The organism is Metabacillus sp. 22489 (assembly GCF_052044855.1).
In the GTDB taxonomy this organism is placed as follows: Bacteria; Bacillota; Bacilli; order Bacillales; family Bacillaceae; genus Metabacillus; species Metabacillus niabensis.
This window is the reverse complement of sequence record NZ_JBQENT010000012.1, coordinates 1-23429: the sequence shown is the minus strand read 5'-3', so window position 1 is coordinate 23429 and position 23429 is coordinate 1. Positions and strand designations below refer to the sequence as shown.

The 23429-nt window shown below is 35.5% G+C and carries 26 protein-coding genes; 9 read left to right on the top strand and 17 right to left on the bottom strand.

All coding sequences use genetic code 11. The annotated features are described in order from the left end of the window. Nucleotides 1-3 precede the first annotated feature (3 nt). Nucleotides 4-288 carry a hypothetical protein gene (locus tag ACTJJ9_RS09400; protein WP_095299971.1) on the top strand — a complete coding sequence of 95 codons (285 nt, stop codon included), beginning with the start codon at nucleotides 4-6 and terminating at the stop codon, nucleotides 286-288. Here the strand turns inward: ACTJJ9_RS09400 and ACTJJ9_RS09395 are convergent. Then, a complete protein-coding gene (locus ACTJJ9_RS09395; protein ID WP_145580736.1) occupies nucleotides 285-917 on the bottom strand; it encodes a LysE family transporter in 633 nt (210 codons plus the stop codon). The two genes, ACTJJ9_RS09400 and ACTJJ9_RS09395, sit on opposite strands and share 4 nt — an antisense overlap. A gap of 200 nt (nucleotides 918-1117) precedes the next feature. Between ACTJJ9_RS09395 and gvpU the strand changes: the two genes are divergently transcribed. From gvpU to ACTJJ9_RS09380, 3 genes are all read left to right on the top strand, one after another. After that, on the top strand, nucleotides 1118-1534 hold the full coding sequence (gvpU, locus tag ACTJJ9_RS09390; protein WP_145580735.1) for a gas vesicle accessory protein GvpU: 417 nt from the start codon (nucleotides 1118-1120) through the stop codon (nucleotides 1532-1534). A 132-nt stretch (nucleotides 1535-1666) separates the two neighbouring features. Next, nucleotides 1667-3058, top strand: coding sequence for an amino acid permease (locus ACTJJ9_RS09385; protein WP_095299968.1), 1392 nt, complete (start codon nucleotides 1667-1669; stop codon nucleotides 3056-3058). Nucleotides 3059-3160: 102 nt separating this feature from the next. After that, the gene (locus ACTJJ9_RS09380) at nucleotides 3161-3724 is read left to right on the top strand and encodes a DUF6434 domain-containing protein (RefSeq protein ID WP_145580734.1); all 564 of its coding nucleotides are present in this window, start codon (nucleotides 3161-3163) and stop codon (nucleotides 3722-3724) included. Nucleotides 3725-3862: 138 nt separating this feature from the next. Here ACTJJ9_RS09380 and ACTJJ9_RS09375 read toward each other — a convergent pair whose 3' ends face one another. The 11 genes from ACTJJ9_RS09375 to ACTJJ9_RS09325 all read right to left on the bottom strand — a co-directional run bounded on the left by ACTJJ9_RS09375 (nucleotide 3863) and on the right by ACTJJ9_RS09325 (nucleotide 16231). Further along, a complete protein-coding gene (locus tag ACTJJ9_RS09375; RefSeq protein ID WP_095299966.1) occupies nucleotides 3863-4252 on the bottom strand; it encodes a tautomerase family protein in 390 nt (129 codons plus the stop codon). Between the two features lie 209 nt (nucleotides 4253-4461). Then, nucleotides 4462-6339, bottom strand: coding sequence for a TcaA 3rd/4th domain-containing protein (locus ACTJJ9_RS09370; protein ID WP_145580733.1), 1878 nt, complete (start codon nucleotides 6337-6339; stop codon nucleotides 4462-4464). Nucleotides 6340-6355: 16 nt separating this feature from the next. Then, nucleotides 6356-7090, bottom strand: coding sequence for a heme ABC exporter ATP-binding protein CcmA (gene ccmA, locus ACTJJ9_RS09365; RefSeq protein ID WP_145580732.1), 735 nt, complete (start codon nucleotides 7088-7090; stop codon nucleotides 6356-6358). Beyond that, on the bottom strand, nucleotides 7077-8240 hold the full coding sequence (locus ACTJJ9_RS09360; protein ID WP_145580731.1) for an ABC transporter permease: 1164 nt from the start codon (nucleotides 8238-8240) through the stop codon (nucleotides 7077-7079). The genes ccmA and ACTJJ9_RS09360 overlap by 14 nt, the downstream gene beginning before the upstream one ends. Beyond that, nucleotides 8240-9469 carry an ABC transporter permease gene (locus ACTJJ9_RS09355; RefSeq protein ID WP_145580730.1) on the bottom strand — a complete coding sequence of 410 codons (1230 nt, stop codon included), beginning with the start codon at nucleotides 9467-9469 and terminating at the stop codon, nucleotides 8240-8242. The genes ACTJJ9_RS09360 and ACTJJ9_RS09355 overlap by 1 nt, the downstream gene beginning before the upstream one ends. Before the next feature lie 188 nt (nucleotides 9470-9657). Then, nucleotides 9658-11577: a zinc-ribbon domain-containing protein gene (locus tag ACTJJ9_RS09350; RefSeq protein WP_440768639.1), complete on the bottom strand. Its 1920-nt coding sequence runs from the start codon at nucleotides 11575-11577 to the stop codon at nucleotides 9658-9660. Between the two features lie 125 nt (nucleotides 11578-11702). Then, nucleotides 11703-13025: a beta-N-acetylhexosaminidase gene (gene nagZ / locus ACTJJ9_RS09345; RefSeq protein ID WP_145580728.1), complete on the bottom strand. Its 1323-nt coding sequence runs from the start codon at nucleotides 13023-13025 to the stop codon at nucleotides 11703-11705. Further along, nucleotides 13025-14446, bottom strand: coding sequence for a TcaA 3rd/4th domain-containing protein (locus ACTJJ9_RS09340; RefSeq protein WP_145580727.1), 1422 nt, complete (start codon nucleotides 14444-14446; stop codon nucleotides 13025-13027). Before ACTJJ9_RS09340 ends, nagZ begins: the two co-directional genes overlap by 1 nt. Before the next feature lie 120 nt (nucleotides 14447-14566). Continuing rightward, the gene (locus ACTJJ9_RS09335; protein ID WP_095299958.1) at nucleotides 14567-15490 is read right to left on the bottom strand and encodes a zinc ribbon domain-containing protein; all 924 of its coding nucleotides are present in this window, start codon (nucleotides 15488-15490) and stop codon (nucleotides 14567-14569) included. 239 nt (nucleotides 15491-15729) lie between these two features. Continuing rightward, complete coding sequence (locus tag ACTJJ9_RS09330) at nucleotides 15730-16026, bottom strand: spore coat protein (RefSeq protein ID WP_095299957.1); 297 nt, start codon at nucleotides 16024-16026, stop codon at nucleotides 15730-15732. Beyond that, entirely contained in the window at nucleotides 16019-16231 is a 213-nt protein-coding gene (locus tag ACTJJ9_RS09325) for a hypothetical protein (RefSeq protein ID WP_145580726.1), read from the bottom strand. Before ACTJJ9_RS09325 ends, ACTJJ9_RS09330 begins: the two co-directional genes overlap by 8 nt. Nucleotides 16232-16381: 150 nt before the next feature. Here ACTJJ9_RS09325 and ACTJJ9_RS09320 point away from each other — a divergent pair, with 150 nt between their 5' ends. The 5 genes from ACTJJ9_RS09320 (at nucleotide 16382) to ACTJJ9_RS09300 (ending at nucleotide 19344) form a co-directional block, all read left to right on the top strand. Then, nucleotides 16382-16591 (top strand): spore coat protein, encoded by a 210-nt coding sequence (locus ACTJJ9_RS09320; protein ID WP_095299955.1) that lies wholly within the window; start codon nucleotides 16382-16384, stop codon nucleotides 16589-16591. Nucleotides 16592-16605: 14 nt separating this feature from the next. After that, nucleotides 16606-16968 carry a spore coat protein gene (locus tag ACTJJ9_RS09315; RefSeq protein WP_095299954.1) on the top strand — a complete coding sequence of 121 codons (363 nt, stop codon included), beginning with the start codon at nucleotides 16606-16608 and terminating at the stop codon, nucleotides 16966-16968. Nucleotides 16969-16992: 24 nt separating this feature from the next. Further along, entirely contained in the window at nucleotides 16993-18132 is a 1140-nt protein-coding gene (locus ACTJJ9_RS09310; RefSeq protein ID WP_145580725.1) for a zinc-dependent alcohol dehydrogenase, read from the top strand. 243 nt (nucleotides 18133-18375) lie between these two features. After that, nucleotides 18376-18846, top strand: a complete 471-nt coding sequence (locus tag ACTJJ9_RS09305) for a hypothetical protein (RefSeq protein WP_095299952.1) — start codon at nucleotides 18376-18378, stop codon at nucleotides 18844-18846. After that, entirely contained in the window at nucleotides 18847-19344 is a 498-nt protein-coding gene (locus tag ACTJJ9_RS09300) for a hypothetical protein (protein WP_095299951.1), read from the top strand. Nucleotides 19345-19456: 112 nt separating this feature from the next. Here ACTJJ9_RS09300 and ACTJJ9_RS09295 read toward each other — a convergent pair whose 3' ends face one another. The 5 genes from ACTJJ9_RS09295 to ACTJJ9_RS09275 all read right to left on the bottom strand — a co-directional run bounded on the left by ACTJJ9_RS09295 (nucleotide 19457) and on the right by ACTJJ9_RS09275 (nucleotide 23163). Continuing rightward, on the bottom strand, nucleotides 19457-20038 hold the full coding sequence (locus ACTJJ9_RS09295) for a nucleotidyltransferase family protein (RefSeq protein WP_170944321.1): 582 nt from the start codon (nucleotides 20036-20038) through the stop codon (nucleotides 19457-19459). Between the two features lie 93 nt (nucleotides 20039-20131). Next, the gene (locus tag ACTJJ9_RS09290; RefSeq protein ID WP_145580724.1) at nucleotides 20132-20641 is read right to left on the bottom strand and encodes a hypothetical protein; all 510 of its coding nucleotides are present in this window, start codon (nucleotides 20639-20641) and stop codon (nucleotides 20132-20134) included. Between the two features lie 126 nt (nucleotides 20642-20767). Further along, on the bottom strand, nucleotides 20768-21187 hold the full coding sequence (locus tag ACTJJ9_RS09285) for a DUF6678 family protein (protein WP_095299949.1): 420 nt from the start codon (nucleotides 21185-21187) through the stop codon (nucleotides 20768-20770). 332 nt (nucleotides 21188-21519) lie between these two features. Continuing rightward, nucleotides 21520-22539 (bottom strand): 2,3-butanediol dehydrogenase, encoded by a 1020-nt coding sequence (locus tag ACTJJ9_RS09280; protein ID WP_145580723.1) that lies wholly within the window; start codon nucleotides 22537-22539, stop codon nucleotides 21520-21522. A gap of 6 nt (nucleotides 22540-22545) precedes the next feature. Further along, nucleotides 22546-23163 (bottom strand): TetR/AcrR family transcriptional regulator, encoded by a 618-nt coding sequence (locus ACTJJ9_RS09275; protein ID WP_255451786.1) that lies wholly within the window; start codon nucleotides 23161-23163, stop codon nucleotides 22546-22548. Nucleotides 23164-23429: the final 266 nt, after the last annotated feature.

Below are 23429 nucleotides of genomic sequence, written 5' to 3'. Positions count from 1 at the left end.
TCTATGCCAAATCATGACGAAGAATACACGGATTTTTCAAATGTTGAAAAACAAAGGAATTTTCTAACGGCGGAGGAATATCCAGATGGTCCATATGGTTCCCCTATTCGCAAGGATGAAAAGGTAGAAAATAAAAGCACTCCATGGGAAGATGGCCAACAATATTATAGTAATTTTGCATACGAAAATCGTAATTTACATGAAAATCTCCAAAGGGAATTTCCTGGCTCACACCCAACTCACGATGATAAAACGAAGCGAACCGAAAAACCGTATCAAGATTCTTAAGGAATTAATGCGATCATTCCTTGGTATCCAAAATAAATACCAAAGCCAAGCAGGGAAATCCCTGAAATAATCGATATAACCTTTAGGCTCGTATCATTTAAAAACCTACGAAAAAATGTAGTAAGAGCTGCAACAAACACATCCCAAATCGTTAGACCGACAAAAATCATACAACTGTAAAGTAATAATTGGCTTGTACCAGTTGATTGTGCAGTTTTTGCTAATACTGAACCATATATTCCTAACCAAAACAAAATCGATAATGGACTTGTTATCGACATAATAAAGCCTGTCATAAAGCATTTTGTTAATGACTCTTTCTTACGACTGTACGTTAGATTGACAGAATTGACGCCAATTATGCTTTCGACACCTGAATAAATAAGAATAAAACCGCCAAATAACCAAAGAAAGATTTGCACGATTGGAATATCTAAAAACTGAACCATCCCTAAGTAAACGAGCAGCATAAACAGGGCATCAGCAATCATCGAACCAGCACCGACAATCCAAGCATGCCAAAAACCATTTTTTATTCCTTTATCAAGTCTGACAGAATTAACGGGTCCAATCGGTGCTGCTAGGGAAATCCCTAATAAAATGTAGCTAATAATAATACTAGTATTCAACCTTTCACCACTCTTTTCATATCAACTTTCCCCTTATCAATTATTAATAAGAATGGGACAACTTGTACATTATATGAAAAGCACCGAATGCTATGACTATTCAAATCGAAACCACTTGCTTTAACTGGATTTTTTTCTTTGGTTTTTCATTAAAATAACGGGCATTATAACCAATATCTACTTAAAAAGAGGTGAGGTTCATGGCGAAAGAGCCAGAGCAAATGAGTACGGATGATGCAGTCATCCTTATGTTCTTACAATTAGTCGAAGAAGATGGGGTTGAGGTAAAAGTATCACTAAGTGTAAATGGTGCGATCATTTCCGGGACACTCATTGGCGCAACTGCCTATTATGAAGGAATAACGGAAGCATCGAAGAAATTGCCTGATACGACAATGTCGAAAATCATTTCTAAAAAATTTAACGATTTGAAGGAAGCATATGCAAAACAAAAGGATGAGGAAGCTAAGGAAGAAGCTGAACAATTTTCCCCAACATATATTCACTTAAAGGATGCGAAATATATTAATAGAGCTCATGAGGATGCGCATAACGGGACTTGGTGGCGAGGCAAAATAGCTTCAATAGATGGCTTTTCCTTTGATTCGCTTGTTTAATTATTTCCCATTGCTCCCCCACCCACTTTTTTCTCTCAGGTTGTGGTGGGAGCAAAAAAAAGCTTGTTCTTATTCGTTCGAATTTCATACATTTTCTTCTTACCTTAATTTTTTTTGCAAAGGAGGGATCATATGAGTAAAGTAAGCTGCAGTCCCGGGGCTTCTAATCAGAAGTCTAGTAAGGAGTCAGATGAAGGAAAATTGAAATGGTGGCAATTGTCAATCGTCGGTGTTGGCTGTACGATTGGTACAGGATATTTCCTTGGCTCAGGAATCGGTGTTGGCATTACAGGACCATCGATTGTTTTTTCCTTTCTTCTTGCTGCCTTAGGTACATATACCGTTTTTAATGTACTTGCAAAAATGACTGCTGAGGATCCTCAAGAGGGCTCGTTTTGTTACTATGCAAGAAAGGCATATGGAAAATGGGCTGGTTTTAGCTGTGGATGGAATTACTGGTGCTCTAACATTCTTATTATGGGAAGTCAGTTAACGGCGCTATCGATTCTTTCACGCTTTTGGTTTCCGAATGTCCCTCTATGGTTATTCGCATCAATGTACGCGCTTTTAGCGATTATCGTCGTCTTAACTGGAACAAGTGGTTTCGATAAAATTGAAAACCTCTTGGCGATCATTAAATTTTCCGCGATTATTATGTTCATTATTTTAGCAATTGCTGCCCTATTTGGCTGGATTCATAGTGATAAAAATCCAAATGGGTTCCCGCTTAAGATGAATGAGCTTTTTCATGATGGATTTAGAGGATTTTGGGCTTCGCTTATTTATGCGTATTATGCCTATGGAGGGATTGAAGTAATTGGATTGATGGCGATGCAGCTTAAGGATCGCTCAGATGCACCGAAATCAGGAAAAATTATGCTACTCGGTTTAACAACCGTTTACGTGCTATCACTTGGACTCGCTGTTTCGTTAGTATCCATCGATTTATTTCACGAAAAGGAAAGCCCGTTTGTAACTGCGTTAACAAATTATAATCTACCTTTTTTCCCACATGTTTTTAATGGGGCCATTATCATTGCTGGATTTTCAACGATGACGGCTTCCCTTTACGGTGTCACAAATTTATTAGTTACATTATCTAAAGATGGTGATGCACCAAAGGTATTTGCAAAAAAGCTTAAATTTAAAAACCTTCCATTGGCATCACTTGGACTTGCAACGGTTGGTTTACTCGCATCTATTATTACCGCATTACTATTACCTGGGAAAATTTACGAGTATATAACAACAGCTGCTGGGATTCTCATTTTATATAATTGGTTTTTTATCATCATCTCTTCACTACGAATATTAAAAAGTAAAGGCTGGAGCAAAGTATTATCATATATCGGTATCGCATTAATTGTCGCAGCCATTACGGGAACACTACTTGAAAGAGCCATTCGTCCAGGCTTTTTCGTAAGTATTTTATTTATCGGGATTATCTTTCTCGTTTGCTTAAAAATGAGGAAATATTGGAATCAAGAAAAATCCAAACAAAAGACAAAGCTGAAATATTATTAAATGAATCAAGCTGTTTAATCTAATGATAGATTGAACAGTTTTTTGTTGACGGCTAGAAACATACGTTCTATAATGGTGGTAATATTTGGAGAGGAGAACAAAATGCGTCCACCACTTACAAAAAATATCCATTTAGACGAATTCAAACAATATTATTGGCTAAAAAAGGAGCTCCAAGCCTTTTGTAAACAACATGGATTAAGTCCAACAGGCTCAAAGGAAGAACTTACGGAAAGAATTGATGAGTTTTTAAGAACAGGAACTATTATCAAACCAAATCGTACATTAAGCCGTCAAAATGACAAAAACATCGAGCTAAGCTTGGAAACAGTTATTAATGAAAACCATCGCTGTAGCCAGGAAGTAAGGGCCTTTTTCAAATCCATTATTGGTCCAACCTTTCACTTTTCTACTTATATTCAAAAATTTTTCAAGGAAAATATCGGGAAAACCTATCGAGAAGCCATTGAAGCCTGGTATGAAGAGGAAGAACGAAAAAAGGATCCTTCCTATCAAACAAAAATTGGCTCCCAATTTCAATACAATCAATTTTTTCGTGACTATTTTTCTGACCCTGCAAACAAAGGCCGAAAGCGTCAGGATGCAATAGATGCATGGAATCAGATAAAGAAACAGCCTGGGAGCAATAAATACGTGAGAAGCTAATTGGTAAGTACATTCATTAATATTTCACCTGATTAATAGGACAAACATAGACCCCGCTTTTCTTGCTAAATGCCTACAACGGAAAACTTCTAGTTATTGGTGTCATTAAAAACGACAAATATAGAAATAAACAAAAGCTTAAAGCTCTACCTTATAATTTAACACCAATTCATCACCTGGTACGCCTCTTATGCCCCAGTTATGTTTTGGTGTTTCAAAGATGGTTATTTCTAAATCAATCGTCCGTATTTCTAATACTTCATTGATTTGTTGATTCAATAGGTTAATAAGGTTTTTCTTTGCGCTAATTGATCTGCCTTCAAAAATGCTTATTTCAATAACAGTATAAGCATCTGATCTCTCCTCAGGAAAATAAAAATCCTCCCTTTCAAGCGGGAAAAAGCGATGGAATCTTTTTTCAACCGGATATTCAAACGCTTCAACAACACATGAATGAATAATATTTGATAACTCTTGTTTAATCGGATTTAGCTTTTCCTTCAATCCGTAGATTTTTATTTGCGCCATTTTTTTCCTCCTTTTAACACAGCCTCTTTACCTTATTCCGCAAAAAAGTAGTGATTCCTTTATTATTAAGAATGTTTTAAATGCTTACATTATAGTATTGATAAATACACACCCATTATAAATAGTCCCAAATATAATAAAAACCATCGAAGGCTTCGTTTCCTTTGATGGTTTAGATAATATGATTTTTAAAATACGAATAAAATTTATTATTGCTTATCAGTGCTTATTAATTCATTGATTCCAAACGATCCGTCAGGAAGAATTTTTACAATTTGTACCGTTTTATAGCTAGCATCTTCCTCACTACCGTCTTGTTGATAAATTGTATATTCATCAAAAGAAGTCACTTGGTATGTTGTATCATCAAGCTTTTTTACTTCTTCAATTTCAATACTTAACAGGTCCTCTGTAATCCCTTTTTCATTTAAATAGGTTGTGTATTCCTTTTGTTCATTGTACTTTTTACCTGAAGGGTCAATATACCCCTCTACTAAAGAAAAATCTTCTGCATTTATAGCAGCAACACTTGCATACATATATTCCTCAACAAATGAAGCAATTTTATCTGTTGATGCCTCAGTTGAAATTGTACTATTTCCCCAATTTGTTTGATACATTTTTGGATCTTTTTCTTTTATTTCCTTCACATGCTCTGTTCCATATCCAAAGGAAGACTCCATCCCATTAATTAACCATTTCTTTTGCTTCTCATTATACTCAAGAGAATACCTTCTGTTTACTTCCACTTTCTCTAATTCAGGTGTTACTCCCTCATAATATAATCCCTCATTATAGCTTTGCAGCACCTCTACATCAGCAACCCATTTATCTTCAGAAAAATAAACATTGAGCGAATCGAGGGCAAATATTGTGCCTAAGTATTGGCCTTTATAATATTGCTCCATCTCCTGGCTATAAGCAATGCTCTCTGCAATGACATCTTTGTAACTGTCTGTTACTGTTGTTAATTTATTCGTACTTCCTGTAGTAAACGCAACTAAATTTTCAGTTGAATACGTAGCAATTTGATTAAAGATCGCATCCTGAAGCTCACTGCTTTGACCAAGATTAACGGGAACCTCACGATCTGTAATCGGAATTTCAGCTGTTTTAACCTTTCCCCATGGCAATGTTGCCTCAACCTGAATGTTCATCGTGCCATCGACTAGCACAGGGCCAAAGGTTGGGGTTTCAATCGGATTAATCTTCACATCTTTACCATCAATAAATAATGTCGCTTTTACACTAGGATCAAAGGAATCAAGATTAACCGTCACATCTACTCCATCCAAGTACATATCAAGCTCAACCTCGTTACCGCTGTTTACAAGTGAAATATTTTCCGATTTTTTTAAATCAACAAAATCTGTTTTTAATGTTGCTTGTACCTTATAGTTACCTGGAAGATATGGACCATAAGTATGTTGAAAATCATCTTCATCAGCTTTACCGATTTCTTTGCCATCAAACGATAATTGAGTATCTTTGTAGTTCGTAGTAATCGTTACAAATACTTCTTCTACTTCTAATGTATATTTATCAAAGAAAAGTGCGGTTTTCCCATCCTTCTTCAAATTTATAACACCGTTATCCAAATTTCCTTCAGCAAAGAAATCAATTAAATCATTACTACTTCTGTAAGTATGATTGTCCAAATACTTGGACTGCTCCTCTAAATTATCGATTAAGTCGCTAACCTCATCAGGGTGTTTTTTATAATAGCTTACAAAGCCCTTTACACTCGATTCACTAATCGATAACTGAGGATCATCCGAATGGAGCAGTTTCGCTACTTTCTTCTGATCTCCATCGATAAGCGCCTTTTCAAAGCTTTCAATCATTCGGTTCTTGTCTGTTAAGGTTTCCCCTGTTTTATAAGCACTAAATAGTAAAATAACCGCAGCACCAATTCCAATTAACAGCATCTTTGTTTTTTTTGCCATTTTTTGTGCTGGCACTGGTTGTTGTGAAATCTGAGTTGTTGCTGGTGCTTGACCTTTAACAACTGTTCCACAAGAAGGACAAAAGGCTGCACCCTCCTTTAGCTGTGTTCCACATTCATTACAAAATAACATCTTTTTCATTGCCCCCTAAAATTGTTTACCTTTCTTCGCGGAGCATCGCAAAAATAAGCTCCTCTTCATTTACTATCGGCTCATTCCCCTGTTTATTTAAGTAAGATTTCGCTTCTTCTAGAGTCCCAGTAAATTCAATGCTCCCTTTTTTAAGCACCCCGATACGTTTACATATCGTTTTAATCTCGCTCATATCATGTGTTGTATAAACAATTGTCTTCCCTGCAGCTGCTAAGCTTTTCATATATTCATTGATTTCAAGCTTTGATTGAAGGTCGATTCCAACAGTTGGTTCATCCATTAGCAAAATGTCAGGGTCATGCATTAAGGCGACTGCAATATTCAATTTCCGCTTCATCCCGCCAGAAAGCTTTGAAACCTTTTCATTCCATTTATCCTGTAATTTCACTTCCTCACACGCTTCAAGCATTCTTGCGACACTTACTTTTGTTTTTAGGAACTTACTCCAAAATTTAAGGTTTTCCTTTACCGTCAATTCGTCCCAAAGGGCAATATCCTGTGGCACATACCCGATCATTTGTCTAACCTGCTTCGTTTGTTTATGGATGTCGAGCCCTTTCATTGTCACGGTTCCCTTAGAAGGCTTTACCGTTGTCGTTAAAATCGATAATAATGTTGATTTACCAGCACCATTTGGCCCAAGTAGTCCAAATATTTCTCCAGCATTTATTTGAAGGGAGACACCTTGTAAAATCTTCTTTTTCCCGTAGTTATGGTGAACTTGATCAATTGTTATCACTTTTTAACAACCTCCATATTGAGCTACCCCATAATAGAATCGCCATTGCAATAATAAGAAGAAGCTTGCTGCTCTCTTCAGAAATCATCATATTAGGCTTGAGTAGCAGTGCTTGAGGGAATATATTTGCCCATGCTTGAAAATCCCTGACGATTTCGTTAATCGGGAAAAGACTCCCACTAAAAACTGCCATTATCAAGCTTATTAAAACGCCAAACACATAATAGCTTCCGATATGATGAATAACGCTTGCTGAAAAGATCGCCAATCCAATACTAAAAAACAGATATAATACCATCATGAAAAGTAATAGCGATTCACCTTCAACGATGTGTAACCTTGTAAACAGAAAAAAACTTCCACAAGCTTGCACCGCTTGAAGGAGAAAGACCGCTGCTGATGTTTGCAGTAAATAACTCGGTAATCCTTGATACGTTGTTTTCATCCGCTTGAACAGCATTTTTTCTTTTATCATCCAATCGGATTGGAGGAAACAAATGATGAGCGTAAAAAATCCCCATAGGCCGATATAAGGCTTAGCAATCGCTTCATCCTCCGCAACAGGCTGGCTAGAGCTCGCTCCAGTCATATAGTCAATTGTCATAAGTGGTTGAGGCTCCCATTGTTCAATACTTGAATAAGCAAACGCTTCATTCCACGCTTCCTTTATCTCTTGTCTTTCCATCCCAAATTGCTTATATATTTGTCCTACTTGATTTGCTGCTTTAATCGAGCTTGTGATTCGGGTTACTTCGCTCGCAATCACTTCTCGTACAATCGTATAGGCAATAGAGGACGGTGCAATTTTCATTTCGATGATCTCTTCACGCTTTTCTATTAAAAGCTGCTGCTGGAAATTCTTTTTAAAAACAAATACACTATCAATCTCTTTTCTTTCCAGCATTTTATCCGCTTCCTCAATCGTTGTTTCAATGATGGCCAGTCTTTTTTGCTCCTTTACTCGGTTTATTATCGAGGAAGATAAGCTAGAGCCATCCTCATCAACAATTGCAATCGGGATAACCAAATCCTCCTGCTGTGATTCGAGTAATGTGCCAAACAGCATCGTGATGACAGCCGGAGCAAGGAAAAAAAGAAGGATACTCGGTTTTTTTATCATTTGCTTACATTTTGCGAAAAATATCCTCATTACTTTCCCCCTCCCTTTACTGTACGAATCATCGTCACGATCTTTGTTAACAAGATGAAGAAAAACGAAACTAGTAAAAACGTACAAACATAATTCCAATAGGAAAATGTCGTTATATCCTCAATCATTAAAAATATGAATTTAAGCACCCATGTATTAATCGAAAACATGCTAAGCTGTTGAAGCCATTCCGGATAATAGATTTGTGGGATAAGATGTCCCCCTGTAATAGCACCAAACAGAATAATTAGCATCCCGATCGTTTGAAAATAACTCTCACGGACTACGATGGACTGGATTAGCATAAATATTGACGTAAACAATAGAGACATAGTAAAAATCGCACAAACTAAATACAATTTGTTTACGTCAGGAAATACATTACCGATATAAAAGATTGATATAGCAAGGAGGAGTCCGCTTATAAAGACTAGAATAAAATTTGATAAGCATGTAGCAGCTGTTGTCTGAAATAAAGTAACCCCTAGTGAATTTAATCGTTGCTTCACCGCTTGGATGATTTGCTTATTGACGAGCATCGTTCCAATAAATGACCAAATCATTAAAAGCAGCACAAAAAAGGAACCAACATAATAATGGACCATGCTTTCCTGAAACAGGACAGATTGTTCGATTTCTGAGTAAATTTCATTTCTGCCTAAAACATGTAAAGAATAGGAAATGATTGCTCTTTTGACTGTCTCAGATCGTTCGCTCTTTGCAACATCTATTTTCTTCATAAAGTCGTTAACTGTATTTATCCCACTTTGGGCTGCAGATGTATAGTTTGCTGCGCTATCCATCACATATTTAACCATTTGTGCTTGTAATGGCTGCTGTTCATTTCCGATCACTGTTACAGGTGTATTAATACCGTTTGTTGCATCATGACTAAACCCTTTTGGAATGATTATCATTGCAGCGATTTCGTTCTCCCCAAGCAACTTGCCTGCTTTTTCCTCATCAACCTGCATCGTCTTCATGATTTTATTGAAATCATCATTTTCCGTAAGCTGTTGGATGACGAGTCTTGTTTCTAGCGTCGGGTCGTTGTTTACAATCGCAACCTTAAACGAATCCATTCGATTGTCATCCTGTAAAACAGACATTCCGATAAGAACGAATAAGCATAAAAAGAAAATAGGACACAACCATAAAAATATCGCTGTTTTCCTATTTCCCCAAAGAATTTTCAATTGAAAGGCTGTAAAAACAAATATATTTTTCATGACAAAACTCCCGTGAGTTCATATCTACTTTAAATTCAGTATGTAGCGATTTCTATTAAACTTTTCTTCTCGTTTCCGCTCCATTGCAAAGTTTACCTTAAAAACAACAATGTTATTAAAAAGAGCCAATAAAAAAAGGAAAGACATCCAAATGATTGGATGTAGCATTCCTTTCTTCAACATATGTTTTAGTAGCTCTCTAGAAGTTCCTCATCGAATAATTCATCTTCATAATAGCCATCCTCATAGAACAATTCATCTTCGTAATACTCTTCACCAGAATAATCCTCTTCATAAGTACCCATCATGTCTTCATAGCTGAAGCCGAATTTTTCGGCAAGCTCCATCATATTATTGTAAACTTCCTCTTCAATTGCATAAATGTCCTCTTCAGTAATTTTTGCAATATTTAATCCTTCAGATGAATCATTATTTAATTGAGGTAAGTCAGCTTTCTTTTTCAGCTTTGTTTTTGAATCAATCGTAAACATGATTGATCCTGCATCATATTCATCCTCAATATTTAGCTCAATTTCATACTTTTCATTCGAGTATTCCTTTTTCAAATTGACATCCCTTGTTTCGACGACTGTTCCAGACAAACCAGAAGGCATATCATAAATCGCATCATCGGACGCTTCTATTTTAAATTCATGGTTAACTGTTTGCTTACTTCCTGATTTTCCTTTGTAGTTTGAAGTAATTGCTACATCAACCTTACCGTCCGATACACCGTATGACGTAGAAGAAATGGATATCTTTCTCTTCTCAATTGTATTATCTGCTTTCTTCACATCTATATCGTTGCTCATTTCAAAGGCAACTTCTGTTTCGTCCTCTTTTGAACCAGCTTTAATCTTTAATTCTTCATATCTATTATCATTTTTCAGCGGAACATTTTTGCTTGTTAATACAAGCTCAGCATCTGAGGAATCATCTCCAAATCCAATTGTCAACTTACGGTCAACAACTTGCTCTTTATTATCGATTAATAGCTCCGACTTAATTCCTCTTAACACTGGTGAATCCTTTAAATCTTCTTTTGCATCTTTTAAGCCCTCAATTAGCTCTTCTTTCATTTCCTTCGCATTTAATTCTTCTGCACTAGCTTCATCAAGTGATACCGCAAGCTCTGAAAGCTTCTCCACTCGTTTAACGAGCATATTGTGTAATTCAGTATCTTTAATTAAGACATCGATAAAATCAATCATAAATTGATTTGACTCTTTTGGAGACATTTCAAATGTGACTTTTCTTAGTTTTAGCTCTGTACCATCATGTTTATAGTCGATTCCTTTTTCAAGACTAAACTGCTCATCTTTTAAATGTGATAATAAAAATTCTGTGTATTTTTTCTGTAAATGCTCTTTTTCTTTATCTGTTAATTTTAATTCGTTTAAATCAATATCTGCTAGTTCCAACGTTTCTGGACCATCATAGCTAGGATCAAGCATTCTCATCGCTTCGCCAAATTCATTGAAATTCACATATAAAAATTTCTCATATAGAGCAGGTATTTTTAAACCTAGCTGTTCCTTAGATTGGTAAAGCTCTACATTTACAGCTTCCTCATCTGCAAGATTAACTCCTAGTGAATAATAGCCTTCATTTGTTAAAGGGCTTATTTCTGTTTTTGTCGTCAGTGATGCTTCACTTAAAATATCTTTAACCATTTGTACATCAGGATCTGATTCCAATGATTCAATTTCAAAATTCCCACTTAAAGTCGTTTCATTGCTTGAAGGCTTTTCTAATGTCTTTTGGTTAAATTCAATTAAATCACCATAATGACTATCGACATCTTCGGCCACTTGTTTTAATGAATTAATTTCTGAAAGCAAATATAGCTCTTTCGGTGATTTATGCAAAATAAAACCGGCTGCTGTACCTGCTCCAGCAAGAACAACAATACCAGCAATAATCAGTGCTTTTTTTAGTGTAAAAGGCTTTTTTACCTTTGATACGACTTGTGGTTGATTATTTCCTGTTTCTAAATTTGCTGCTGTCTCTTGCTTTGCTGTTTCGATTACTTCCTCAATTTTGGTACCACATGATGGACAAAACTTATAATTCGCCTCATACTGTGTACCACAATTTGCACAATACATGAATGTTACTCCCCCTAAAATCTCATTTATCTATTTAACTGCCAGTATAAATCTACCATCGTATTGAAAAGGTATAGGTTAAAAACTAACAGTGTAAATCAAAACATACACTTTACTATGCTATGCTATTTACCAACCGTATTTTCTGCTGTTTCAATATTTAAGTTTGTCTCTTTTATCGATTGAAGCTTGAAGGATAAGATTCTCTTTACTGCCTCATCAATTCGCTCCTCAGATAATTTCTTTTCTTGAACAGCCTTCTGAATTCCCTTAAACACTTCTTTTTGGCTTTCAAGCGTATGGCATACTAATAAAAGGTCAGCACCTGCATCAATTGCACTAAAGCCTAAATCTTCATAAGTAAAGTATTTATTTACAGCACCCATCTCTAAGTCATCTGTTACAACAATTCCTGTGTAACCAAGCTTTTTTCTTAACAGCTCACTTATAATAACTCGTGAAATGCTCGCTGGGTTTTCTTTATCATAAGCTGGGTATTTAATATGTGTGACCATTGTAAAAAATGAACGGTGATCAACCTCATCTATCATTTTTTTGAATGGATAAATATCATTATTTTCTAGATCCAATTGATTCGCCTCAACTGATGATGTTTCATGATGAGGATCGATATTGCTTCGGCCATTTCCAGGAAAATGCTTTAATGTTGCCGTTATACCTGCATCGGTAAAACCGGCGATAGCCTGCTCTCCAAGCTCAGCCGTTTTCTTAGGATCAATGCCAAATGAACGGGAATCGGTTTCAGATAAATCTAATACTGGTGCAAAATTTACATGAATCCCCATCGTTTTTAACTCTTGACCATTTTTTAATGCTGAATCATAAACCGCTTGACTGCTACCGTTTTTCCCTAATTCCTGTTGGGAAGGAATATTCGATACTTTATCCCGCATCCGCACAATTTGACCACCCTCTTGGTCAATGCTAATTAATAAGGGAATCTGCTTAGCGTTATTTAATGCAAGCTGCTGTAAATCATTGCTTAGCTTTGTCACCTGGCCAGGTGATTCCATGTTACGATCGTAATAAATAATGCCGCCAACTTTATATTCATTTATCATCGTTTTTGCATGGTCATTTATTTCTTTCCCATCAAAGCCAATGACCATCAATTGTCCGATTTTTTCTTCCAACGTCATCTCTGCTAACAAATCATCAACCTTTTCCTCGATCGAGGTATCTGTTTGCTTCTGTACTTGAGAGAAGGTTGATACTTCTTTATTACGGTCAGCTTTCTGATTGGTTTCCTTTTTTGTTAAATTTTTCGTTGAATCTGTATGTTGTTCTGCCTTTTGATTCCCTGGAGCATTTTCAGCTTGATTGCTATTTGCTGTGAAAAAATATCCACCTATTATAACTAGGACGATTAATAAAAGCAGGAAAGGCATGAAACGAATCATTCTTTTAGATTTACGTCTATTTTTCATTATTCCGTTCTGGACGCTAGTTTTTCTAATTGGGCTTTCTCAAGCTTCCAACCATCACTTTCCTTTACTAGGTTCCAGGTTCCACCCCATTCTTGGACTAATGTACTACCATCTTCTTGCTCATCATATGATGTCATTTCAACATATGCCTTAGCTGTAGTATCATCAACACTTGTAATATTTAACATTGTTACCGTATCATTTATATTCTGTTCGAGACCTTTTGTCCATCCATCAAAAGTAACTTTTGATTTATATGAACTAGAGAAAAAGTCATAGGCCGATTGAAAATTGTCATTTGAAATCGAATGATAATGCCCGAGAATCACTTCTTCAATCGCCTCTGTCTCAGTTGAAGCATCAATACTATCATAGTCCTCATTAGCCTCAAGCATACTTCCATCTTGGTCTTCGAAAAATAGTTCCGCGTCTGTTGTATTTTCTTCTAAGGTTACAACATTGCTTTTCTTTTCTTCATCGCCAAATTTCCTTTGTGCATAAATTTTAAGTGAACCATCTAATGGAACAGGACCGAATTCTTCGAGATCTCCTATTTTCATTTTTGTGCTTTTATCGTTCACATAAAGTACCGCATCATCATAATTCGAATAAATATAGACGTAATGATTAGACCAGTCAAATTCCAATGAGGCTGTTTGCTCTACAAAGTCTTCGGTATTCAGCTTTTCGTCAGCTTCAACCTTTCCATATTCACCATTAATAACCGCTTTTACCGTATACTCACCTGGTAGCAACGGTCCAATTTGCTCTTCCTCTTCAATGGTTGCTTTTTTTACATCATTTACATAGATTTCCGTCTTTTCACTTTCAGAAGCAACATCAATATAAAAGGTTTGGATTTTGATTTTATACGAATTAAACAGCACCCACTTTTTCCCATCCTCTTTTAATGCTGCAAATGGAGATGGCTGCTCAGACGATTTCTCATCTTCTAAAGCAGCAGCATCTGATAAAAGTCCATCAGCTATTGATGTAATCATTCTTGGATGCTCATGTAAATAATTAAGAAAAGCCTTTGTTTCGTTATCATTTGCCTTTACTTCATATTGACCTTCATTAATATACTTCTTAACCGTTTTAACATCTTTTTGGTCAACCGCGTCGATAAAGTGTTCAGCTACCTTCGTTGGAGATGTCATCTCTCCTACAACATAATAGCCTCCTGCCAATAATGCGACAACAACAACACCAACAATGGCGATTATTTTTGATTTTTTGCTTTTAAAAATGGGCTGCTTTGACAGATCTGAACTACTCATTTTTTCTTGAGCTGGCTTTGATGAAACACTATGTGCCTGCTTATTTTCATTTGCATGATTTCGTTTCACCAGCTCACCACATTCAGCACAAAATTGCTGCCCCTCAATCAATTTTGTGCCACAGTTACGACAATATTCCACTTGATGTCACCCTATCTCTTAAACGATGTTTTTATTTAAGCGTGAAAACAAAAAAATAACCCTTCTTTACTTTGAACAAAAGCAAGCGTCACCTGCATGTGACGCTTGCCTTAAATTTGATTAAAAATCAAAATCATTAAATAATTTCGTTAAATCAATGTCTCCCGAAACTAAACTATCAGTGAAATTGTTTAGTACAAAACTTGTAATAATTAAAATGACAATAAACATAATGATCGTTCCATAAATACCATCTAGTCCGAAAGGAACATCCTTTTTGAAGCTATAAATAGTAAATGGAATGACAAATAATAAACCTAAAAGTCCGAAAAACCATACATATAAGAAGATATCAACTTTAATAATTGAAAGAATAAGAGCAACTAATAATAAAGCTGTTGGTACAATTGAAAATGCTCCAAATCTAGCGATCAACTCTTTAATGTTAAGTTGAACTCTACCAAGCTTAATCACTACAAATGTAAGAAGTACAATAATTGCAATAATAATTAAACTATAAAAAATTGGTTTTAATACGGAAGAAAATCCAGGTTGTTCATAAAAGCTTATCATTTGAGTTATATCAAAAAAGTCAAATTCATCAGGGAAAATCCCCGCAATTTTTTCAAGTAAATTTGCAATTACTACCTTAAGTCCAAAGTAAATCGTAAGTGGAATAAATAGAGCATATAGGATCATTGTAATCAATCCATTTACAAATTGCTCTTGTCCTACTGATTGTGCCGCTTTTGTCGGATTTTTAAGTCCATCAATAAAATAAGAAAAGAATAATTTCGATACATTTTTCGCGGCTTCAACATGCTTGTTAGGCTCAGCAGGCTGTACTGGTTGTTCAGGTCGAGTTGGTTGTGCCGAAAATGTTGTTTCTGCTTGTTCTGGCTGTACTGGCTGATTCGAAACAGGAATCGTTGGTTCGACTGTTGCAGCTTGTTGTTGTTCAGCTGTCTCTCCCACCAGCTTCGTTCCACATTTCACACAAAATTTTCCACCTTCGTTTTGGTGGCCACAATTACTACATATCACTTTTTTTCCTCCTAAATTTTTTTATAGAAATATAGGCTTATTTTTTAAGTAAAAATTACAAATGATACCAAAATAAGACAATATTCTATTAATCTGTTTATTATTATACACATATTTAAACAATTTGGGAGGTTAAATATAACTTTCGGACTATGTTTTTTGTCGAAATTTAGTACTTTATAGATAAAAATATGTGACAGGTATAAAGGGAATTTCCCTTTCATATCTGTCACATCATCTTAATCCGTTAATTTCAATGCCGTTTCTGTTATCGTTAAATCTGTCTTTAATTGTTTACTTAAGTCACTAGGATGATACATTCCTTCATCAATCATATATGATGAAATTTTCTCATGAGTCAAAACTGCGTGTCTGAGCTGTTCACGTAACACTTCCTTTACTGCTGGTGTTGAAGCTTCAGTTATGGCGAAGGCAAGATTTCTAATATTGGCTTTAGCTGAAATTAGAAAATCTGTTGCGATTACCTGATCCGTCATCCCGCCCATCCCCATCAGTTTTTTCACGAGCTCATTCATAACTGTTATCGCTCCTTTCTGTCATAAGCTGCTTTATCTGTGTGACAAATTTTGTTCCTGCTTCTACATCTGCTAATAAAATTTCTTTTAAGGTTGGATCCTGTACTAATCCGCTCATTGTAAACGCCTTTGTTAATGATAAATTTTTAAATGTTAACAATTCATGTAATTCAAGTGTTTCATGTAATCCTAAATACTGAGTCATCGTTCCTCTCCTATCTTTGGAAAATTCTTATTTATAGAGTACCAATCGGACCATTTCCTATACTTAATCATCAGATAACTACTATTGGTAATTTTTTTCGGATGATCGTTTGCAAAAATAGGTCATTCTAAAGAAAAAGGAGTGAATTCAATGGAAATAAATGCTTTAGCTTATCATGAAACGATGGATACACATGAACTATTGAATTTTAAAACAAATTGCTTAATTCGCTCAAAATTGATGCAAGGTATTTGCTTTGACAATGACTTAAAAGCATTGATGCAAAAAGATGTAGCTCAGTCAGTTGCAGCAATTAAAGAGCTTAAACAATTGTATGAGAAAGCTCGAACACTACATTAAGAGGTGAACCATTTATGAATCAAGACTATTTGGATCCGAAATATGCAGAAGGAATGCCGAAAATGGCAGATTCCTCATTTGCCTTAGATTTTTTACTTACTGTTAAAACAGGAATTCGCTATTATGCAGTTGCCTTGACGGAAACAGCTAGCGCTGACTTAAGGCAAGCGTTGTCTCGTCAAATGGAGCAGGCCATTGACCTCCACCAAGAAATATCAGAGCTAATGATGGAAAAAGGCTGGTTATACCCACACGATGTCGAAAAGCAAATTGAACTAGATATTAAAGCAGCAGATATGGCACTTGCCATTGCAGATATGGAGCTTTTCCCAACTGACACTGATCGTCTAGGGACGTTTGCAACACCGAATAAATAGATGCTTTAGGAGGATGTTATAGACATGAAGGCAGTTACATATCAAGGAATTAAAGATGTCGCAGTAAAAGAAGTAAATGATCCGAAAATCGAAAAGGCAGATGATCTCATCATTAAAGTAACAACCTCTGCCATTTGTGGCTCTGATCTCCATTTAATTCATGGGATGATCCCGAATACCCCCGAAAACTTTATTATCGGCCATGAGCCAATGGGGATAGTCGAAGAAGTTGGCCCAGAGGTTAAAAACTTAAAAAAGGGAGATCGCGTAATCATTCCCTTTAACGTAAGCTGTGGGCAATGCTGGTATTGCAATAACGATTTCACTAGTCAATGTGATAACTCGAATGAGCATGGGGAAATGGGCGGTTTTTTCGGCTATTCGGAAACAACAGGTGGAGTTGCTGGTGGTCAGGCTGAATATTTACGAGTGCCCTACGGTAATTTTACCCCTTTTAAAATACCCGAAAACTGTGAAATGGAGGATGAAAAACTAGTTCTCCTTGCCGATGCAGCATCGACTGCCTACTGGTCTGTTGATAATGCAGGTGTGAAAAAAGGAGATACCGTTATTATTTTAGGCTGTGGTCCTGTTGGTCTTTTAGCGCAAAAATTCGCTTGGCTTTTCGGTGCAGAAAGAGTGATAGCTGTTGATTATGTTGACTACAGGCTGGAACATGCAAAAAAAACAAATCATGTTGAAATTGTAAACTTTGAAAGTGAAAAAAACATTGGCAACCACTTAAAAGAAATGACAAAGGGTGGTGCAGATGTTGTCATCGATTGCGTTGGAATGGATGGAAAAATGACACCGATGGAATTTTTAGCTACAGGTTTAAAGCTTCACGGTGGCTCAATGGGCGCAATCGTAACCGCTAGTCAGGCTGTCAGAAAATGTGGGACGATCCAATTAACTGGTGTGTATGGAATGAGATATAACGCATTTCCATTAGGTGATATTTTCCAACGAAATGTCCAATTAAAAATGGGCCAAGCGCATGTCATTCCAATTATGCCAAAGCTTTATCAGCTGTTTGCAGATGGGAAGGTAGATCCTGCTGATGTTGTTACACATGTTCTCCCTTTAGATGAAGCAAAACGAGGATATGAAATATTCGATACAAAGACAGATGATTGCATTAAGGTTGTATTGAAGCCTCATTAATTCCACTATAAACGTTGAACTTTAAGATAAAGTTAATAACCAGATCATTTATCTCATGAAAAACAAATTTATATTCTTAGTTTGAATAAGCAGAGATTTATCTATTCTCTGCTTTTTTCGTTGTTGCGATAAATCCAAGCTATAAAAATCAGCAAAGTTTTCAATTTTTCTAGAGGTATGCTACGAATAGATTTTTTTCTCAAAGTAGACAATAAGCCAAAAGGTACCATGGGGGTGTTCACATTGGGATTTGCAACTATCTTCTTAGTTTCATGGCTAATAACTGTCATATTTTTCGTAATGAAAAAGGAGTTTTCTTTTCTTGAAAATTCATTTGTTATTTTGTTTGTTCTCATTATTAATATAAATTGGTCGTGGATGATTTATGAAGAGTGGAAATTACTTGAAATATCGGCAAAACCATTAAATCATACGGCGTTTATTATTACCCGAAGCTTAACGATACCATTAATTATCGCAACGGCAATGAATTACATAAGACCTGCTAACTCTTTTGGAAAATCTCTACTCATTATGCTAGTATCAACTTTTATTCTTGTTTTATTGTCTATACTCAGTCGATATTTTCACATTACAAAACCCATAAAATGGAATTTACTTTACGATATTTTATATTTCTTTTCGCTTCAGTTAATCACTTATTTTTTCCTAAATTACTTTAAGCAGCATAAACAAACGGAGGTGGAAGGTTAAATGCCATTATGGGATAGTTTTGATAAAAATGAAGTTTTCCTTTTAATTTTTAACGCCGCTGTCTATTTAGGATTTTTCCTTTTACCAAAAAAATTCACACCACATATGAAATTTTTAAGCTTAATGTGGGGATTTACAATCGGACTTTTATTCGACTTTACGATCGGTGGAGGATTAATCGATTATTATCGAGTAAATGATTTAAATAAATATGAGGTTGCAGATATTTTTTATTATTTATTGTTTGCACCTTTTGGATATTACTTTTTTTACTTTTATGATGCCATTAAAATTAGGAAGGAAAGCTTTATTGTTTACGTACTCATATGGGCATTCATTGGAGTAATTGCCTTATGGATTTTAACTTTTGTTGATATTATAACCTTTCAGAAAGGCTATCAACTTTCTTATTCATTTCCTGTTTTTCTATTTACTCAAACAATATCAGCAATATATTTTGAACTTGTAAAGCAAAGAGAACACGTCTTAATAAATTGATTAGGAAATCATATTCAAGAAATCGAGTAATATTTTCACGTTGTCATTCCCCGCTTTTTTGTTTCGTGGTCCATTTTCGTGAATGGACTTTTTTACTATAAAAAAGGCAAAATTATAGATTATTGTTGATATGATGAATACTTAATTGACTCCAAGTTGATTGCCAATTCTTTTTTGCAATGCGTTCTTCGTAAATTGCAGCACGATGTTTATTCTCGATAAAATAAGGGGTTGGCTTTACTTCTAAATGAACAACATCACTGATTCCCCAAGGTGCTATTAAACACACATGATCCTTGTCATCTAATTTCACGCCTAATGCTGTTGCTGTTTCTGGAAACTTCGATATCGCATCAACTGAAGAAGAATATGGTGGCATTTTACTTTTCAAGTGCATTCTTGCTTCATTTTTTATCGACCAAGGAATCGTTTCATCAAGCGATTTTAGTTTTTCCTCAAGCTTTTTTTCACGCAATTCGTCAACATGTCCAGAATCAAAATAGATGACATCAACATCAGGGATCGGCGTTCTCTCATTAAAGTTATGTAAGATATCCCATATTTTTGAACGGACAAACCCAGCACATATCCACCAATCAGGTAAATCCAATGATTTTGCCATCCTTAATATTTCCATCATCCATTCATCCTGTTCAATAATCGATATGATTTTCTCCTCATTCATCATCTTCAAGCTGCTCCTTAAAAATAGGATTATGACTAGCTTTTGCAAAAAACTAAGTGAAAGGATTATCATCAATCATAATTCAGGAATTTCCTTACTTCCTCACCATTTAGTAATTGCATATAAAATTTCCTTTGGATTGGGGTCATGTTCTAAATAGCCTCCATATCGGGAAACGAGAACACCATAGTTGACATCCATATCAAAAACCCATAAATCAGTATAGTTGATTGCTTCCCATATATCAGAAAAGTTTTCTATGACCCATTCTCCATTCACAAGAAAGATAGGACTGTCATTTATCCCCAAAAATAAATATGCTTGCTTCTCTTCTATTTTTATCTGTTGGACATATTGAATAACTTCATCTTCCCAGCTAAATTCCTTTCTGAAGTTATGATATTTAGTTACAAAGTCCCCTTTATGAAGCTCATAATTCCATAATTTGTGTACTTTATCTAAAATTGCATCTACTTCCGGAGAGAAGATTAATTCGCAATTTTCCATTTCACATGATAAACGATGTGGTAATCGATTGATTAGATCATACTTTTGATTCTTTTGTTTATTACGTTTTATCTTTTGCTGCATTAGGATTTTCCGTTCTTTCATCACTCTCACCTACTTTATTTAACTATGTAACATACCGATAAGGTGCGCTATAGCAATGCCTTTTTCATATCATGCATCAACCGAAATCAATTCTTTAATAAACACTTCTTCCTTCAAACTTGCCTTTTAATCATTTCTTATGAATTCAGTGCTTGCCGAATAACCGTAAATATAAAATGCGTTATTTTCCTCTTTATAAGGAATGTGAAGATTGTGTAGTAATTCGCGAAATTGCTCTGTTATATCAATCACTTCATCATCAACGAGCCTGCCTTTATGCTTTACATATCTTGGTCTAACTTTAATCCATTCGATCGCATAAAAAGGGAATAACCCCTCTATCCAATCTCCCAAGTACCAAACATCCGTATCAAAAGTAGCGGGTTCAGGCTTTTCTTGTAGAATATACTTTACTTGATAAGGGGGAGTAAATGGTAATCGATTGAGAACTCCAATCTGTAATCTCTCCCATTTTGTGTTATTCATAATAGAACATAACTGTTTTTCAGTTACGATTGCTTGTACCTTTTTCTTAAAACTTTCCATACGAATTCTCCTTAAAAATTGAGATTTCAAAAGATGTTTTTGAATTGGAAATAAAAACAATTACTATTAAATATACATGGTGACTTATTTAATTCAAGTGTATTAACGGTTAATAGATAGATAAATTTTTAAGACTTCTCTTTATTAGAAAAAAAAACATAAATTAGGGCGTTCCTTTGTCATCAACATAAAAAAGAAAAAGCGTGTTTTGAAACAAAATTAATCAAAACACACTCTAAGTTACTTCCTATTAAATTTCACTTAACCCTACTGTAAAAATCCGTGAATTCCTTTAGCTTTTAATTGACCATATGTCTAAATTAACATATTAATTATAGGTTCATATTCACTAGAATTTTGCATTGCCTACGATCCTTTGTTAACAATTCGAAGCCTTTTTCAGCAATATCATTTAACGCAATCTCACTTGTAATGACTGATTTCCCATCAATTACACCATTAGCTAACAGACGAATGACTTCAGGAAATAAGCGAACGTATGCATAAGACCCACTGATTTTTGCTTCTGTTCTTACGATCATATTTGGATCAAAATTGACTGGTTTTTCCCATACACTGACAATTTTGAACTCTCCTCCAGGGCGCACGGCGCTTACTCCACTTGTAAATGTCGCTTGTACACCAGCTGCATCATAGGCAACATTTACTCCACCATTCGTTTTTTCACGAATAAATGATACTGCATCTGTTTCGATTGGATTAATCACATGTGTTGCTCCAAGTTCCAATGCTTTCTGGCGACGTTCATCTGCAACCTCTACAACAAAAATCTCACTTGCACCTGCTGCTTTAACAGCTTGTAACAACAATAATCCGATTGGACCAGCACCAAATATTGCTGCAGTGTCACCAAGTCTTAATTGGCTTTGGCGAACTGCGTGCACAGCAACTGCCGTTGGCTCTACAAGTGCTCCAAGCTCTAAGCTCATGTTTTCAGGTAAGTGGAAAATATTTTCTTGATTCACCACTGCAAATTGGGCAAAGCCTCCTGAGACAGTATATCCATAGCCTTGACGCTCTGTGCATAAGTTAACAAAGCCTCTTTGACAATTATCACATTTTCCACATGGAATTAGTGGTTCTACAGCTACCCGATCTCCCACTTTTCCATTTGTTACACCTTTACCTACTTCCACAACTACACCTGAAAACTCATGACCCAAAACAGGCTGAGTACGGATTGGATAAGGGCCGGCTACATACTCATGCATATCGCTACCACAAATCCCTGCATATTCGACTTTTACCTTCACCATACCTTCTTCTAGAGCAGGTATTTCTGCATCTTCTACTCGAATATCTTTCATTCCGTATATCTTTGCTGCTTTCATCTTTCTTTACCTCTTTCCTTGTTCTGAAGTTGCTTGCAGTCCATTAATAATAAAGTTTACGGCAAAATCCGCTACCTGTTCGGGACTCATTTCCGATTGAGTACGATTCAAAAATGCATTATTGTGAGAAAACATTAATGTTCCCATTATAAAATTAACCGCTACGTCAACTGATGGAAAATCAATCAAATTTCTCTCCTGACATTCCTGCAATATTAACCGAAGCTGTTCCCACGAAGGAAGAAATACATCCGTCAGCATCTCTAATCTCGGACTATTCATTACTAACTCTTGCTGTAGTATACTAACTAATTCACTTTCTTCATTTCTAAAAATAACAAACTGTCTACAAAAGCTCTTAAGTGCACCTAACGAATCTGATAAATCATATTTCATATTCTCAAACAATTGTCTAATTGGTTGAAACACTTCAAAGAAAACATTTTCTTTTCCACCAAAATGATAAGAAACAAGTGCCAATGAAACATTTGCCTCATGACAAATTTGTCTAACAGTCGTCCCTTCATAGCCCTTTTTCGCAAATAATACCTTTGCTGCCCGAAGGATTTGATCTCTTACGTCCTTATTTCTATCATTACTTCTGTTTTGTTTTAATGGACTCATTCCTTTCATCACTTTTGAACAAACGTTTTGAACAATTGTTCAATTAATAGTATACGCTTGTTCCTAATCATGGTCAATCAAATAAGATTCACCTAGTTTTAAGTGATGCATCTACATACTTTCAGTGAAACAAAGGCTGTTTGTAGAGAGGCCACTGAAAAACTTACGTTTTTTAATTTTATTTCAAGATCGTAAACGAAAAAGGCGACTATCCGTTCATTTTTTGGACGGATAGTCGCCTTTCTTTATAGACTTTTTCACTTTAT